The following is a 14974-nucleotide window of genomic DNA, read 5'->3' as shown; positions in this document are numbered from 1 at the left end:
CGATCGGGGCAATGAAAAGGGCCGTAAAGGGGGGCGCATGATCCTCAGCCGAGGGCGGGGCTATGTCTTCGTTCACATTCCCAAGACCGGGGGCACGGCGCTGGCGCTGGCGCTGGAAGGCCGGGCGATGAAGGATGACATCCTGCTGGGCGACACGCCCAAGGCCCGGCGCCGGCGGCACCGGGTCAAGGACGTCGCCAGCCGCGGGCGGCTGTGGAAACATTCGACCCTGCGCGACATCGACGGGCTGGTGACGGGCGAGGAGCTGGCCGGGCTGTTTGCCTTTACCCTGGTGCGCAATCCCTGGGACCGGATGGTCAGCTATTACCACTGGCTGCGGGCGCAGGCGTTCGACCATCCGGCCGTGGCCCGGGCCCGGCGGCTGGAATTCGCGGATTTCGCGACCGATGCCATGATCCTGGCCTCGCTGCGGGCGACGCCGGCGGCCAGCTACATGACCCGGGCCGACGGGGTCGAACATTGCGCGGCCTATATCCGGCTGGAACATTTCGAGACGGATGCCGCGCCGCTCTGGGCGCATCTGGGGTTCCGGCTGGAGCTGCCGATCGAGAACGTGTCGCAACGGGAGCGGGATTACCGGGGCTATTACACCGATGCGGCGGCCGAGGCGGTGGGCCGGGCCTGTGCGGCGGACGTGGCCCGGTTTTCTTACGGGTTCGGGCCCGGGGGCTGACCGAGCGGCCGGATATTTTCAAAGAGAAAGAAGCAGGATCGTGGCGCCTGACCGGCCAGGCAAGCTTCAGGCGGCGGGGCGGGCGCGGGGGTCGGTCAGCAGCAGGCCCAGGGCCGTGGAGAGGCCGAGCGACAGGGTGACGACCAGGGCGGTGATTTCCATGCGGAAGAGGGCGGCATGGGCATCGGGGGCGACCAGCAGCAGGACGGCGGCCGAGACAAGCGCCGGGGTGAAGGGCCGGGGATGGGGGACCAGGCGGATGGCACCGACGAGGCAGGCCAGGGCCAGGGCGATGGCCAGGCCATGGGGCGGATGCAGGGCGATGGCGGCCAGCCCGGCCAGGCAGCCCAGCCCGGCGCCCAGGCCGAAGCGCAGGGTGGCGCGGGCGGTCATGGCCGGCGGGGCCAGGGCGCGCATGGTGAAGATCAGCATGATCCAATGGGCGAAGGGGCTGTCGAGATGGTGCATGACCAGCAGGGCCAGGCCCAGGCCGAAGGCGAGGTAGAGCGCCAGGATCAACCCGTGCAGGGGCGAACAGGGTGGCCGGGCGGCCTTGCCCGAGAGGCCGGAGGCCCGGGCGACGCCCCAGCCGGCCAGCAGGGCGGCGGCGGCAACGGGCACGGCAAGGGCGGTACCGGGCATGGCCGGGATGACCTGGACGGCAAGCCAGATGTAGAGCGCCAGCACCGCGGCGCGTCCGCCGCTGGCCATGGCCTCCCAGCCGGACAGGGCGCAGAGCACCAGGGCCAGCAGGCCCAGCAGGGCCGGGCCGGGCGAGGCCAACAGCAGGGCCAGGGCGGCCAGCCCGGCCAGCAGCGGCAGGGTCTCGCGCCCGGGCGGGGCCAGGAACCCGGCCACCAGCCCGGCCAGTGCGCCGGCCAGCGCGGGCAGGGCGGCGGCGGGAGAGACAAGCGCGGCGAGGGCCGCCGCGCCCAGCGATGTGCCCAGAAGGATCGCGACGGCCGGCCAGGGCAGGGTGGTCGGCGGGGTCATCGCGATCCTCCGTCAGGGTGCCGGTCGGGCGGCGCTCAGGCCGCCGCGGCTTTCGGGCCGAACCGGCCGTAGAAGCTCTGGCCCTTGGCTGCCATCTCGCGCAGGAGCGGCGGGCAGGTGAACCGCGGCCCGAATGCCTCGGTCAGCGCGTCGCAGCGTTCGGCCGCATAGGGCGTGCCGATGATGTCGAGCCAGCTGAGCGGCCCGCCCGACCAGGGCGCAAAGCCCCAGCCCAGGATCGCGCCGACATCCCCTTCGCGGATGTCCATCAGCACGCCTTCCTCCAGCGCGCGCACCGCTTCCAGGGCCTGCGAGAACATCAGCCGTTCCTGCACCTCGATCAGGTCGGGCTGGTCGTCGAGCAGCGGATACTTGTCGGTCACCCCGGCCCAGTAGCCCTGCCGCTTGCCGGCCTCGTCATAGTCGAAGAACCCGGCCTTGGACTTGCGGCCCAGCCGCCCCTGTTCTTCCATCCAGAAGATCAGATCGTCGCCCGGGTTGTCCGGGTAGGCATTGCCCATGGCGGCCTTGGTCGCCCGCGCGATCTTGGCGCCCAGGTCGATGGAGGTCTCGTCGTTCAGCTGGACGGGGCCGACGGGGAAGCCCATCTGCAGCGCGGCATGGTCGATCAGGGGCATGGCCACGCCTTCGGTGATCATGCGCAGCATCTCGTTCATGTAGGGGATGATGCAGCGGTTGGCGTAGAAGAACCGGGCGTCGTTGACCACGATGGGCGTCTTGCGGATCTGGCGCACGTAATCCAGCGCCTTGGCCACCGCGCGGTCGCCCGTGTTGGCGCCCTTGATGATCTCGACCAGCAGCATCTTTTCCACCGGCGAGAAGAAGTGGATGCCGATGAACTGCTCCTGCCGGGCGCTGGCCTTGGCCAGTTCGGTGATCGGCAGGGTCGAGGTGTTGGACGCAAAGATGCAATCCTCGGGGATGATCGCCTCGACCTTTTGGGTCATCTCGGCCTTGACCGATGGGTCTTCGAAGACCGCCTCGATGATCAGGTCGCAGCCCTTGAGCGCGTCCAGGTCGGGCGTGGCATTGATCAGGCCCAGCATGGCCTCTTTCTTCTCGGGCGTGGACTTGCCGCGCTTGATGCCCTTGTCGGCATAGCTTTCGGCATAGGCCTTGCCCTTGTCGGCCGCTGCCTGGTCACGGTCGATCAGCACGACCTCGATGCCGGCCATGGCCGAGACCAGTGCGATGCCCGCGCCCATCATGCCGGCGCCCAGAACGCCCAGTTTCTTGACCGTCTGGTCCGGCACGCCGGCCGGCCGCACGGCGCCTTTCTCCAGCGCTTCCTTGTTGAGGAAGAGCGACCGGATCATCGCGCCCGACGACGGGTTCATCAGCACGTTGGTGAACCAGCGGGCCTCGATCCGCAGCGCGGTGTCAAAATCGACCAGCGCGCCTTCGTAGACGGCCGAGAGCAGGGCCTTGGGCGCGGGGAAGGCGCCCTGGGTCTTGCCATGGACCATGGCGTTGGCGCCCACGAAGGTCATGAAGCCTGCGGGGTGATAGGGTGCGCCGCCGGGCATCTTGTAGCCCTTGGCGTCCCAGGGTTTGACCAGGTCGGCGCCCTTGGCGTTCAGCACCCAGTCCCTGGCGGCGGCCAGCGGGTCGGCGACCACCTCGTCGATCAGCCCGGCCGACTTGGCCTTCTTGGGGTCGACCATCTTGCCTTCCAGCAGGAATTGCGAAGCTCCCATGGCGCCCAGCTTGCGCACCAGCCGGGTGGTGCCGCCCGCGCCGGGGAAGATGCCGACCATGATCTCGGGCAGGCCGATCCGCGCCTTGGGATTGTCGGCCACGAAGATCCGGTGCGTGGCCAGCGGCAGTTCCAGCCCGATGCCGGCGGCGGTGCCGGGCAGGGCGGCGGCCACGGGCTTGCCGCCCTTCTTGGTCTTGAAATCCATGCCGGCCAGCTCGATCTTGCGCAGCAGGGCATGCATCTGCATCGTGCCCTCGAACAGGCCGCGGGCCGGGTCGTCGCCGGCGTCTTCCTTCATCTTGGCCAGGATGTTCAGATCCATCCCGCCGGCAAAGGAGCCGTCCTTGCCCGAGGTGATGACGATGCCCTTGACGGCCTCGTCGGCCAGCGCGTCATCGAACAGGTCGCTCAGTTCCTGCAAGCCATGCAGGGACATCACGTTCATCGATTTTTCCGGAACGTCCCAGGTGATCACCGCGACGCCGTCGTCGCCCTTGGCCATGGTGAAATCGTTCATTTCCATCTCCGTCGTTTGTCTGCGGATCGCGGGCCGATGGCCGCGTCCGGATCAGCGGGTGCCCTGCCGGATGATCGCCCCGGTCGCATCATCGACCAGGCGCCAGTTCGGGCCTTCGTTGTAAAGCGTCTGCCCCAGGTCGGGGTAGGTGCAGATGTCGTCCGTCGCGCGGGTGCCGACGATGAGAAACCGGCAGGGCGCATCGGATCGGTTGACCACCATGTGCCCGTTTGCCGCCCCGGCCGGCCAGCAGACCGCGTCCCCGGGGCCGATGGCGCTTTCGCCGGTCTCCTCGACCAGCACGGCCGCGCCGTCCAGCATCAGCAGGAATTCGTCCTCCCTGAGATGCCAGTGCCGGTTCGACGACCGCGCGCCGGGCATGAGCGTCTCGATCGCGACGCCGAATTGCGTCAGCCCGCCGGGATCGCCGAGCGTGATGCGTTCGAAGGCGCCCAGCTCGTCCGCATCGCGATGGGCCGCCGCCTTCAGGGCGTCGGGATCGAGTTTGGGCATCAGACCCGCTCGATGATCGTTGCCGCGCCCATGCCCGAGGCGATGCACAGCGTCGCCAGCCCGGTTTCCTTGTCCGAGCGTTCCAGCTCGTCCAGGAGGGTGCCGATGATGATCGCGCCGGTGGCGCCCAGCGGGTGGCCCATGGCGATCGAGCCGCCGTTGACATTGACCACGCCGGGATCGACGTCGAAGGCCTGCATGAAGCGCAGCACGACCGAGGCAAAGGCCTCGTTGACCTCGAAGAGGTCGATGTCGCCGATGGCCATGCCGTTGTCCTTGAGGATCTTCTCGGTCACCGGGACGGGGCCGGTCAGCATGATGGTCGGGTCGGTGCCGATCTTGGCCGTGGCGCGGATGCGGGCGCGGGGCTTGAGCCCGTATTTCTCGCCGAACTCCTTGTTGCCGATCAGCACGGCTGCCGCGCCGTCGACGATGCCCGAGGAATTGCCGGCATGGTGGATGTGGTTCACCCGCTCCAGCTCGGGGTATTTCATCAGGGCGATCTTGTCGAAGCCGGGCATGACCTCGCCCATGGCCTGGAACGACGGGTTCAGCGCGCCCAGGGCCTGCATGTCGGTCTGCGGGCGCATGTATTCGTCATGGTCCAGCAGGGGCAGGCCGTTCTGGTCGGTCACCGTGATCACCGACTTGGCAAAGCGGTTGTCGTCCCAGGCGGCCTTGGCCCGGCGCTGGGATTCCACGGCCAGGGCATCGGCCTGGTCGCGGGTAAAGCCGTACTTGGTGGCGATGATGTCGGCGCTGATGCCCTGGGGCACGAAATAGCTGTCCATGGCCACGCTGGGATCGACGGCAATCGCCGCCCCGTCCGAGCCCATGGCCACGCGGCCCATCATCTCGACCCCGCCGGCGATATAGGCCTCGCCCGCGCCGCCCCTGACCTGGTTGGCGGCCAGGTTCACGGCCTCCATGCCGCTGGCACAGAACCGGTTGATGGCCAGGCCGGGGATCGATTCGTCAAGATCCGAGGCCAGCACGGCCGAGCGGGCCAGGCAGCCGCCCTGTTCCATGACCTGGGTGACATTGCCCCAGATCACGTCCTCGACGGCATGACCGTCGAGGTTGTTGCGTGCCTTGACAGCGTTGAGCGTCTGGGCCGAGAGCCGGAGCGATGTGATCTCGTGCAGGGCGCCGTCCTTGCGGCCCTTGCCCCGCGGGGTGCGCAATGCGTCGTAGATATAAGCGTCGGTCATCTTGGTCTCCTTCAGGCCCGGTCCGAAGGGTTGCCGGGCATCAGATCGTAGGGGGCTTTCCAGCCGGGCTGGGCGCTGAGGCGGGTCAACCAGGCGTCGATATTGGGCCAGTCCTTGCGGTCAAAGCCGAAGGGCTCGGGGTAGTAGAGATAGCCGCAGCAGGTCAGGTCGGCATTGGTCACGCCGGTGCCGACCAGCCAGTCGCGGCCGTCGAGATGGGCGTCGAGGATGGCATAGGCGCCTTTCAGGCGGCCCTGCAGGAAGGCGATGGTCTCGGCGGGTCGCTTGTCCTCGGGCAGGAAGTTCATGAGGAAACGGGTGATGCCGGCAAAGGAGCTGAGCTTGTGGTTGTCCCAGAGCACCCAGCGCAGGACCTCGTAGCGGTCCGTGCCTTCGCCGCCCAGCTTGCCGGTCTTGTCCGTCAGGTATTGCTGGATGACGCCCGATTGCGACAGGCGGATGTCACCGTCGACCAGGACCGGCGCTTCGCCCATCTCGTTGACATTGGCCCGATACTCGGGCGTGCGGGTCTCGCCGTTGAAGAAATCGACCTTGACCGGTTCCCAGTCCAGCCCGTGGAACTGCAGGGCCAGGGCGGCCTTGTAGGAATGGCCGGATTCGCCGAAGCAATGAAGCTTGATCGTCATGGGGCTGATACTCCCTGGTCATGGCCCGTGGCCGGGGTTGGCGTCGGGTATTTGGGCCAAGAAGAAGCTGCAGTTGCGCCCTTCCCGTAACCCTTTGTTAAGGTTGATGGCGTTTCATGACAGGCGCGGTACAGGCTGAGGAGCCGATGACCGCCCAAGGAGAAGCTCCGCCGCCGCGCCTGCGTTCCGCCGGGCGGTCGGGCCGCGCGGCGGGGTGGACCTGGCACCGGACCTGGCACCAGACCTGGGGCAGGAGCCGGGCGCGTAGGGCAGGGGCCCCGACGTTGGCCCGGTCGACGTCGACCCGTACGAAATGGACCCGTGCGCGACGCCCTGTCTTCTTCTTGGCAAAAATACCGCTGCCGCAGGCATCCTGCAGACAACACAGGCGCAACCCCCGAAAACCGGGTGCCAGTGCCTGCCACGCCTGCGATCCCCGTTTCCCTCATCCTCGATCCTCCCCGATCGCAGATCCCGGCCTGCCGTCAGCGCTTGCGGTCGTCGAGCTCCGCGTTGAACAGCCGCAGCCTGTGGCTCAGCGCGTCCAGGTCGGTCACGCTGTCGAAATGTTCGAAGAGGAAGCTCAGCGCCTCGCCTTCGTCCAGCCCCGCCTCGCGCGCGAACCGGCGCAGTCGGCGATACCCGTCTTCCGTCATCGCGACGGGAAAACGGCGGGTCAGGCGAAAGCGCTTGGGCATCGGGGCCTCTCCTTCGGCAGGGTAGGGTGGGTCGTTGCGACCCACCGTTGCCCGGACCTTAGAAGTTCGCCGCGTCGAGCGCCATGACCGGTTCGGCCCCGCTCTGGATCCGCGCCAGGTGCATCGCCGTCGCCGGCAGCTGTCGAGCCATGTAATACCGTCCCGTGGCCAGCTTGGTCTCGTGGAACGTCACGTCAGAGCTGCCCGCGGCCAGCGCCTCCATCGAGGCCTTGCCCATCATCGCCCACATCAGGCCCAGGCAGACATGGCCGAACATGTGCATGAAGTCATAGGACCCGGCCAGCGCGTTGTTGGGGTTCTTCATGCCGTTCTGCATGAAATACATCCCCGCCGCCTGCAGGTCCTTGGACGCCGCTTTCAGCGGCTCGATGAAGCCGGTCACATAGGCCTCGTCGGCCTCGGCGTTTTCCTTGCAGAAGCCCTTGACCAGTTCGAAGAAGGCCATGACATGTTTGCCGCCCTGCTGGGCCAGCTTGCGCCCCACGAGGTCCAGCGCCTGCACGCCGTTCGCGCCTTCGTAGATCATCGCGATCCGGGCATCGCGGGTGAATTGCGACATGCCCCATTCCTCGATGTAGCCATGCCCGCCATAGACCTGCTGGGCCTGGACCGTCATGTCGTAGCCCTTGTCGGTCAGGAAGCCCTTGATGACCGGCGTCAGCAGCGAGATCATCCCGTCGGCATCGGCGTCTTCCAGCCGGTGGGCCCGGTCGATCATCACCGCACCCCAGAGCACAAACGCCCGGGCGCCCTCGGCAAAGCTCTTCTGGTCCATCAGCGACCGGCGGATGTCGGGATGCACGATCAGCGGATCGGCCGGCCCGTCGGGGTTCTTGGCCCCGGTCACGTCGCGGCCCTGCAGCCGGTCCTTGGCGTAATCCACGGCGTTCTGATAGGCCGCGTCGGCCTGGGCCAGGCCCTGCATGCCGACACCCAGGCGCGCTTCGTTCATCATCGTGAACATCGCCCGCATGCCCTTGTGCTCCTCGCCCAGCAGCCAGCCGGTGGCCCCGTCGTAGTTCATCACGCAGGTCGAGTTGCCGTGGATGCCCATCTTTTCTTCGATTTTGCCGCAGCTCACGCCGTTGCGCGCGCCCAGGCTGCCGTCCTCGTTGACCAGGAACTTGGGCACGATGAAGAGCGACACGCCCTTGATGCCTTCGGGCCCGCCGGGGATCTTGGCCAGCACGAGATGGATGATGTTGTCGGCCATGTCGTGTTCGCCGGCCGAGATAAAGATCTTCTGGCCGGTGATCTTGTAGCTGCCGTCGCCCTGCGGCTCGGCCTTGGTGCGCATCAGGCCCAGGTCGGTGCCGCAATGGGGCTCGGTCAGGTTCATGGTGCCCGTCCATTCGCAGGACACCATGTTGGGAAGGTAAGTGGCCTTCTGATCCTCGGTCCCGTGGGCCAGGATCGCCGAGGCCGCCCCGTGGGTCAGCCCCTGGTACATGGTGAAGGCCTGGTTGGCGGCCGAGAAATACTCGCCCACCGCCGTCGACATGACATAGGGCATGTTCTGGCCCCCGAATTCTTCGGGGAAATCGATACCGGTCCAGCCGCCGGCCTTCATCTGGTCGAAGGCCTCGCCAAAGCCGGCCGGGGTGCGGACCACGCCATTCTCAAGCACGCAGCCCTCGGTATCACCCACGACGTTCAGGGGCGCCAGAACCTCACCGCTCAGCTTGCCCGCTTCCTCGAGGATGGCGCTGGTAAAGCTCGCCTCCATCTCGTCATAGCCGGGGATTCCGGCTTCGGTCACCTTGAGCACGTCGTGCAGCACGAACTGGGTGTCCCTGGTGGGTGCGGTATAGCTGGGCATGGTGGTCCTCCCGTCAGTCTTGATTGGCTTGGGTCACTCCGCCGCCGTTCTGGTCGGCGACTGGATCGAGGCGATCATCTTCTCGCCCCACTTGAGCTGTTCCTTCAGGTCGTCGATGTTGCGATCCAGCTCGGCGCGTTCGGTTTCCAGCGCGCGCAGCCGGTCGCAGGCGACTTCGTAGGTCCGCACCAGCTGGGTCTGCTGCTGGTCGCCGACATGGTACAGGTCGAGCAGCTGGCGGATCTCTTCCAGGCTGAACCCGAAGCGCTTGCCACGCAGGATCAGCTTGAGCCGGGCGCGGTCACGCCGGGTGAAGAGACGCTTCTGCCCGAGGCGCAGGGGAAACAGCAATTCCTTGGATTCATAGAACCGCAGGGTCCGGGGGGTCACCTCGAACGCATCGCACATTTCCCGAATCGTCATCGTGTCGTTGGTCATTTTTCTTGTCCTTGGCGGACGCAGGCATCGGCCCCGACCGCGCTGGTTGGAGTGGTTACAACATGCGTCCCAAGTTTACGTAAGCGGGACGTCACGTCAGCTACAAAGTTGACGTGGGATAACATCACGTCAACCAAAACAGGGTCGACGTGGTCGCAGTGACATAAGGAGAACCTGCCCTGCGGTAAGGTATGGATTACCGGAGGTTTGCAGGCCGTGACCCCACGTCAGGGCGCGGGTTCTACAGATTTCGTCGCGGAAGGCGAGCGCGAACATGTCCGGTCTGGCCGGGTGACGTGACGTCGCCCGGTGGTTTTTTCCGGAAATTGCGAAATTCAGTCGAGCGAGGCGTTGGTTTCGTCGCGCAGGCGCTGCAGTTCGTCGATGGCTTCGTCCAGCTGGGCGCGCTGTTCGGCCAGCGATTGCAGCTGGCGGTCAGCCGATTCGACAAAGGCGCGCATCTGCACCTGGGTGCCGTCGCGCTCGTAGATCGTCAGCCACTGGCGGATTTCCTCCAGCTGAAAGCCCCAGCGGCGGCCGCGCATGATCAGCTTCATCCGTGCCAGTTCGCGCGCGCCGTAGAACCGCGACCGGCCTTCGCGGTCCGGCTGCAGCAGTTCGATATACTCATAATAGCGCAGCGTCCTGGGCGTGACGTCGAAAGCGGCGCACATTTCCTTGAAGGACAAGCGTTTTTCGGCCATTCCAGACCCTCTCCCGTTTGCCCGAAACCTATGCGGTCCTGACGTGTGACGCAACACTCGGGCTTGCCCTTGGTTGCAGGGGCGGGCCACAAAGTCGGTAACAGACAGCAGGAGCCCGCCCATGGTCGAGATCGCGACAATAGCCCGCCAGTTCATCGAGGCCATTCCCCACGCCCGCGCGCTGGGGCTGGAACTGGTCGAGATCGGGGCCGGACGGGCCGTGATCTCGATGCCCTACGACGAAAAGCTGATCGGCGATCCCAAGACCGGGGTGATCCATGGCGGCGCGGTGTCGGCCATGCTGGACACCTGTTGCGGCGCGGCGGTCATGAGCCATCCTTCGCAGCCCGGCCAGACCGCGACGATCGACCTGCGCATCGACTACATGCGCGCGGCCACGCCGGGCCAGACCCTGGTGGCCACGGCCGAATGTTACCACGTGGCCCGGTCGGTGGCCTTCGTGCGGGCGACGGCGGTGGACGAACGCAGCAATGTGCCGGTGGCCTCGGCGGCCGGGTCCTTCACGGCGGAGCGCAGCTGATGGCCCGTCCGCGTCCCGAACCCGTGCAGGTCGTCAAGCAGCGCCGCGATGCCGCGCTGAAGGCGCTGGTCGATGGCGTGCCCTACGTGCGGTTCCTCGACATTTCCTTCGACCGGCGCGGCGACGAGCTGACCGGCGTGCTGCATTATTCCGAGGACCTGATCGGCAATCCCTTCCTGCCGGCGATCCATGGCGGGGTGACGGCGGCCTTTCTCGAGGTCACGGCGATCCTGTCGCTGGGCTGGGCCGCGCTCTGGGACGATTTGGAAAGCGGCGTGCTGGATCATGACCGGATCGCCGCCGGGGACCTGCCGCGCCTGCCCAAGACCATCGACCTGACGGTCGATTACCTGCGCTCGGGCCTGCCGCGCGATGCCTATGCCCGGGCCCAGATCGTGCGGCGCGGCCGGCGTTATGCCTCGGTCAACGTGCTGGCCTGGCAGGACAACCGCGATAGGCTCTTTGCCCAGGCCACGGGCCATTTCCTGATGCCCGGCCCGGCGGGCGGGGCGGGCGACGGCGACAGTTCCAAGACGGCCGCCCCCGGTGAGTGAGGCCACGGCCCCGGGCGGGGCGATCACCCATCGGCGGGTGCTGCAGATCGCGGTGCCCATCGTGCTGTCCAACGCCACCGTGCCGATCCTCGGCGCGGTCGACACCGGCGTTGTCGGCCAGATGGGCGCGGCGGCACCGATCGGGGCGGTGGGCATCGGGGCGGTGATCCTGTCGGCGGTCTACTGGATCTTCGGGTTCCTGCGCATGGGCACGACCGGGCTGGTGGCCCAGGCCAAGGGCGCCGGCGACGTGGCCGAGACCGGGGCGCTGCTGACCCGGGGCCTGCTGGTCGGGGCGATTGGCGGGGTCGTGCTGGTGCTGGCCCAGGCGGCGGTGTTCTGGGGGGCCTTCCGGCTGTCGCCGGCCTCGGCCGAGGTCGAGGCGCTGGCCCGGCAATACCTGTCGATCCGCATCTGGGGGGCACCGGCGGCGATCGGCATCTATGCCGTGACCGGCTGGCTGATCGGCATGGAGCGCACGCGGGGCGTGCTGATGCTGCAGCTGTGGATGAACGGGCTGAACATCGGGCTGGACCTGTGGTTCGTGCTGGGCCTGGGCTGGGGTGTCGGCGGGGTGGCCAGCGCCACGCTGATCGCCGAGTGGAGCGGGCTGGCGCTGGGGCTGTGGCTGTGCCGCGGGGCGTTTTCAGGGGCGCAATGGCGCGACTGGGCGCGGGTTTTCGACCCGGCGCGGCTGCGGCGGATGATGGCGGTGAATGTCGACATCATGATCCGGTCGATCCTGCTGACCGGGTCGTTCATGACCTTCCTGTTCCTGGCCGCCGACCTGGGCGACGTGACGCTGGCGGCCAACCAGGTGCTGATCCAGTTCCTGGAGATCACGGCCTTTGCGCTGGACGGATTTGCCTTTGCGGCCGAGGCGCTGGTCGGCGGGGCGGTGGGCGCCCGCGACCGCGCGCGGCTGCGCCGCTCGGCGATCATCGCGTCGCAATGGGGCGTGGCCGGGGCGCTGGCGCTGGGGCTGGTCTATTGGGTCTTCGGGGGGATGATCATCGACCTGATGACCACGGCCGAAGCGGTCCGGGGCGAGGCGCGGGCCTATCTGCCCTGGCTGGTGCTGGCGCCGGTGATCGGCGTGGCGTCCTGGATGTATGACGGCATCTTCATCGGCGCGACCTGGACCCGGCAGATGCGCGGGGCGATGATCGAGGCGGTGGCGATCTACGTGATGGCGCTGGCCATCCTGTTGCCACTGATGGGCAATCACGGGCTGTGGCTGGCGCTGATGGTGCTGAACCTGGCCCGGGGCGTGACTCTGGCCCGGCGATATCCGCGGCTGGAGGCAGGGGTGGCCTGAGCCATGCGGTGAGACCGGAGTGCGGCGAGCGGTTATCCGGGGCGCACAATGCGGAAGGGATGTCGCCTGGCCTGGTGGGGTGGCTGTTCTGGCCGCGCCATGCCGAAGGCGCGCGATGTGGCCTGGTCGCGTGGCTGTCCTGGCCGCGCCATGCGTAGGTCGGGCAGTGTGGCCTGACCCGATGTCCGTCTGCTGCGCCCCATTCCGAGGGGGCGCCATGTGGCGGTCCGGCGGCCGGATATTTGGAAAGAGAAAGAAGCAGCAAGGCGCGCCCCGGCCCGGCATCGGGCGGGGGCGGCGGCCGGGTCAGAGGATGGCCAGGACGGCCGAAGGCGGGCGGCCCAGGGCGGCGCGGCCATTGGCGAAGACGACCGGCCGTTCGATCAGCCGGGGATTGGCGGCCATGGCGGCAATCAGGTCGTCGTCGCTGCTGTCGCGGGACAGGCCCAGCTCGGCAAAGGCGGCCTCGCGCTGGCGGACCAGCCCGAGCGCGGGCAGGCCCAGCAGGGCCAGGGCGTCACGCAGTTCATCCGCATCGGGCGGGGCATCGAGATACCGCCGCTCGGTGATCTCGCAGCCCTTGTCCTGGAGCAGGGCCAGGGTCTCGCGCGACTTGGAACAGCGCGGGTTGTGCCAGATCGTCACCGGGGTGCTCACAGCCAGTCCTCGCGGCGGGTGCCCACGGCCGCGGCCAGGCTGTCATGGCCGTCGCGGGCCAGCAGGGCATCGAGCCCGCGGTTGATCTCGGTGACCAGGCCCAGCCCCTTGTAGACCAGCGCCGAGTAGAGCTGCAGCGCCGAGGCGCCGGCACGGATCTTGGCATAGGCCTCTTCGGCCGAGGCGATGCCGCCTACGCCGATCAGCGGGATGGCGCCCTGGGTGACATGCGACAGGTAGGCCAGCACGCGGGTCGAGGGCTCGAAGAGCGGCGCGCCGGACAAGCCGCCGGTTTCCACCCGGTGCGGGCTGGTCAGCCCCTCGCGCGAGACCGTGGTGTTGGTGGCGATGATGGCGTCGACCCCGGTGTCGCGCGCCGCGTCGGCGATGTCGTCCAGCTCGGGGCGGGTCAGGTCGGGCGCGATCTTGAGGAACACGGGCAGGTGGCGGTCCAGCGTGGCACGGGTGTCCATCACGCCCTGCAGAAGGGCGGTCAGGGCGTTCTTGCCCTGCAGGTCGCGCAGCTTTTCGGTGTTGGGCGACGAGACATTGACCGTGGCGAAATCCAGGTGCGGCCCGCAGATCTCGATCAGGGTGCGGTAATCGGCGGCCCGGTCGGCGCTGTCCTTGTTGGCGCCCAGGTTCAGGCCGACGATGCCTCCTGCCGGCCGGGCGGCCAGGCGGGCGGCAACGGCCTCGGCGCCGTCGGAATTCAGGCCGAAGCGGTTGATCACCGCGCGGTCTTCGGTCAGCCGGAACAGCCGGGGCCGGGGGTTGCCCGGCTGCGGCCGGGGGGTGACCCCGCCCAGCTCGACAAAGCCGAAGCCCGAGGCTGACAGCGGGCCGACGGCCTCGGCGTGCTTGTCGAACCCGGCGGCCAGGCCCAGCGGGTTGGGCAGGTCGAGCCCGGCCAGCCGGGTGGCCAGGCGGGGCGAGCGCACCGGGGCGTCGGGTGTGACCAGCCCCGAGGCCAGCGCACGCAGGGCCAGCCCGTGGGCACGTTCGGGATCGATCCGGCGCAGGGCGGCAAGGCCCAGGGTCTCCAGGGCCTTCATCGGCAATCTCCGGGGCGGATGGTGGTCATGTCATGCGGTCCGGGAAGGCATGGTCCGCGCCGTCCAGGGGCAGGGGGGCGGTCCAGGCGATCTCGTCCCGGCGCAGGGCGCGGTAGAGATGGGGAAACAGCGCGCCGCCGCGCGAGGGCTCCCATTTCAGGTCCTCGCCCAGGGGGGCGGTATCGACGGCGGCCAGGACCAGATCGTCCTGCCCGGCAAAGTGCTTGGCGGCGGTTTCCCGGGCCTGTTCGGCGGTCGAGAAATGGATGAAGCCGTCGGCCAGGTCGACCGGCGCCCCGGCGGTCTCGCCCTGCGCGTCCAGGTCGTCCCATTCGGCGCGGCGGAAAATCTTGTAGATCAGCATGGATCCAGCGAATGCAGCGAAACGCCCGGCCGGTCAATCCCCGGCAGGGCGACGGGCCCGGAGGCCGATGGCCTGGGCCGGTGTCAAAGCAGGTGGCCGAGACGGCGGTGGATCAGCGGAATGATGAACCAGATCATGGCCGTGACGATGATCGGCACCATGACCAGCGTGCGGTGCCAGATCTGCCAGCCCGGGGTCATCGCTCCGACCAGGTAGATCATCGCCGTGACCAGCGGGTAGACCCCGAGAAAGACAAAAACCGCCAGGCGGTGGCGGCGGGGGGCCGGGCGGGCCGGTGCGGGCGGCACATCGGGGGAAGCGGCTGCAGGGGAGGACATGTGCAGGGGTTCCTATGTGAACGATACGTTCCGTTCTTATCTTGGCTTGGCCCCGGCGTAAAGGGGCGGTATGACGGGGCAGGACGCGGGGCCGGACCAATGCAGGGCCCCGGGGCGGAAGACATGCCGGCGGGGCGACAACCCGCGATCGGGCATCATGCGGGCAGGGAGG

At 68.1% G+C, this 14974-nt stretch carries 17 protein-coding genes; 4 read left to right on the top strand and 13 right to left on the bottom strand.

Features of this window, described 5'->3' with window-relative positions; translation table 11 throughout:
- Nucleotides 1-37: 37 nt before the first annotated feature.
- Nucleotides 38-694 carry a sulfotransferase family 2 domain-containing protein gene (locus ACK3BB_RS18745; protein WP_428926163.1) on the top strand — a complete coding sequence of 219 codons (657 nt, stop codon included), beginning with the start codon at nucleotides 38-40 and terminating at the stop codon, nucleotides 692-694.
- Between the two features lie 66 nt (nucleotides 695-760).
- Here ACK3BB_RS18745 and ACK3BB_RS18740 read toward each other — a convergent pair whose 3' ends face one another.
- The 9 genes from ACK3BB_RS18740 to ACK3BB_RS18700 all read right to left on the bottom strand — a co-directional run bounded on the left by ACK3BB_RS18740 (nucleotide 761) and on the right by ACK3BB_RS18700 (nucleotide 9975).
- Entirely contained in the window at nucleotides 761-1687 is a 927-nt protein-coding gene (locus tag ACK3BB_RS18740; protein WP_428926162.1) for a hypothetical protein, read from the bottom strand.
- Nucleotides 1688-1722: 35 nt separating this feature from the next.
- Nucleotides 1723-3924, bottom strand: a complete 2202-nt coding sequence (locus ACK3BB_RS18735; protein WP_428926161.1) for a 3-hydroxyacyl-CoA dehydrogenase NAD-binding domain-containing protein — start codon at nucleotides 3922-3924, stop codon at nucleotides 1723-1725.
- 51 nt (nucleotides 3925-3975) lie between these two features.
- Nucleotides 3976-4437 (bottom strand): cupin domain-containing protein, encoded by a 462-nt coding sequence (locus ACK3BB_RS18730; RefSeq protein ID WP_428926160.1) that lies wholly within the window; start codon nucleotides 4435-4437, stop codon nucleotides 3976-3978.
- Complete coding sequence (locus tag ACK3BB_RS18725; protein ID WP_428926159.1) at nucleotides 4437-5648, bottom strand: acetyl-CoA C-acetyltransferase; 1212 nt, start codon at nucleotides 5646-5648, stop codon at nucleotides 4437-4439. The genes ACK3BB_RS18730 and ACK3BB_RS18725 overlap by 1 nt, the downstream gene beginning before the upstream one ends.
- A gap of 11 nt (nucleotides 5649-5659) precedes the next feature.
- Nucleotides 5660-6295 (bottom strand): glutathione S-transferase family protein, encoded by a 636-nt coding sequence (locus ACK3BB_RS18720; protein ID WP_428926158.1) that lies wholly within the window; start codon nucleotides 6293-6295, stop codon nucleotides 5660-5662.
- Nucleotides 6296-6780: 485 nt separating this feature from the next.
- A complete protein-coding gene (locus ACK3BB_RS18715) occupies nucleotides 6781-6993 on the bottom strand; it encodes a hypothetical protein (RefSeq protein ID WP_428926157.1) in 213 nt (70 codons plus the stop codon).
- A gap of 58 nt (nucleotides 6994-7051) precedes the next feature.
- A complete protein-coding gene (locus tag ACK3BB_RS18710; RefSeq protein ID WP_428926156.1) occupies nucleotides 7052-8833 on the bottom strand; it encodes an acyl-CoA dehydrogenase C-terminal domain-containing protein in 1782 nt (593 codons plus the stop codon).
- A gap of 33 nt (nucleotides 8834-8866) precedes the next feature.
- The gene (locus tag ACK3BB_RS18705; RefSeq protein WP_428926155.1) at nucleotides 8867-9271 is read right to left on the bottom strand and encodes a MerR family transcriptional regulator; all 405 of its coding nucleotides are present in this window, start codon (nucleotides 9269-9271) and stop codon (nucleotides 8867-8869) included.
- Between the two features lie 335 nt (nucleotides 9272-9606).
- Nucleotides 9607-9975, bottom strand: coding sequence for a MerR family transcriptional regulator (locus tag ACK3BB_RS18700; RefSeq protein WP_428926154.1), 369 nt, complete (start codon nucleotides 9973-9975; stop codon nucleotides 9607-9609).
- A 121-nt stretch (nucleotides 9976-10096) separates the two neighbouring features.
- Here ACK3BB_RS18700 and ACK3BB_RS18695 point away from each other — a divergent pair, with 121 nt between their 5' ends.
- From ACK3BB_RS18695 to ACK3BB_RS18685, 3 genes are read left to right on the top strand one after another with little or no spacing between them, the layout of a single operon-like run.
- Nucleotides 10097-10516 (top strand): PaaI family thioesterase, encoded by a 420-nt coding sequence (locus ACK3BB_RS18695; RefSeq protein ID WP_428926153.1) that lies wholly within the window; start codon nucleotides 10097-10099, stop codon nucleotides 10514-10516.
- Entirely contained in the window at nucleotides 10516-11070 is a 555-nt protein-coding gene (locus ACK3BB_RS18690; protein ID WP_428926152.1) for a PaaI family thioesterase, read from the top strand. The genes ACK3BB_RS18695 and ACK3BB_RS18690 overlap by 1 nt, the downstream gene beginning before the upstream one ends.
- The gene (locus ACK3BB_RS18685) at nucleotides 11063-12388 is read left to right on the top strand and encodes an MATE family efflux transporter (protein ID WP_428926151.1); all 1326 of its coding nucleotides are present in this window, start codon (nucleotides 11063-11065) and stop codon (nucleotides 12386-12388) included. The genes ACK3BB_RS18690 and ACK3BB_RS18685 overlap by 8 nt, the downstream gene beginning before the upstream one ends.
- Nucleotides 12389-12694: 306 nt before the next feature.
- On the opposite strand, the gene arsC is transcribed toward ACK3BB_RS18685, so the two are convergent.
- The 4 genes from arsC to ACK3BB_RS18665 form a co-directional block, all read right to left on the bottom strand.
- Nucleotides 12695-13045: an arsenate reductase (glutaredoxin) gene (arsC, locus tag ACK3BB_RS18680; RefSeq protein WP_428926150.1), complete on the bottom strand. Its 351-nt coding sequence runs from the start codon at nucleotides 13043-13045 to the stop codon at nucleotides 12695-12697.
- Nucleotides 13042-14100: a quinone-dependent dihydroorotate dehydrogenase gene (locus ACK3BB_RS18675; protein ID WP_428926149.1), complete on the bottom strand. Its 1059-nt coding sequence runs from the start codon at nucleotides 14098-14100 to the stop codon at nucleotides 13042-13044. Before ACK3BB_RS18675 ends, arsC begins: the two co-directional genes overlap by 4 nt.
- Nucleotides 14101-14125: 25 nt before the next feature.
- Entirely contained in the window at nucleotides 14126-14464 is a 339-nt protein-coding gene (locus tag ACK3BB_RS18670; protein WP_428926148.1) for a DUF952 domain-containing protein, read from the bottom strand.
- Between the two features lie 83 nt (nucleotides 14465-14547).
- Entirely contained in the window at nucleotides 14548-14802 is a 255-nt protein-coding gene (locus tag ACK3BB_RS18665; protein ID WP_428926147.1) for a hypothetical protein, read from the bottom strand.
- Nucleotides 14803-14974: the final 172 nt, after the last annotated feature.

Origin of the sequence: Marinibacterium sp. SX1, from assembly GCF_050389775.1 — a bacterium.
Classification (GTDB): domain Bacteria; phylum Pseudomonadota; class Alphaproteobacteria; order Rhodobacterales; family Rhodobacteraceae; genus Marinibacterium.
This window is presented reverse-complemented; position numbering and strand designations above follow the sequence as displayed.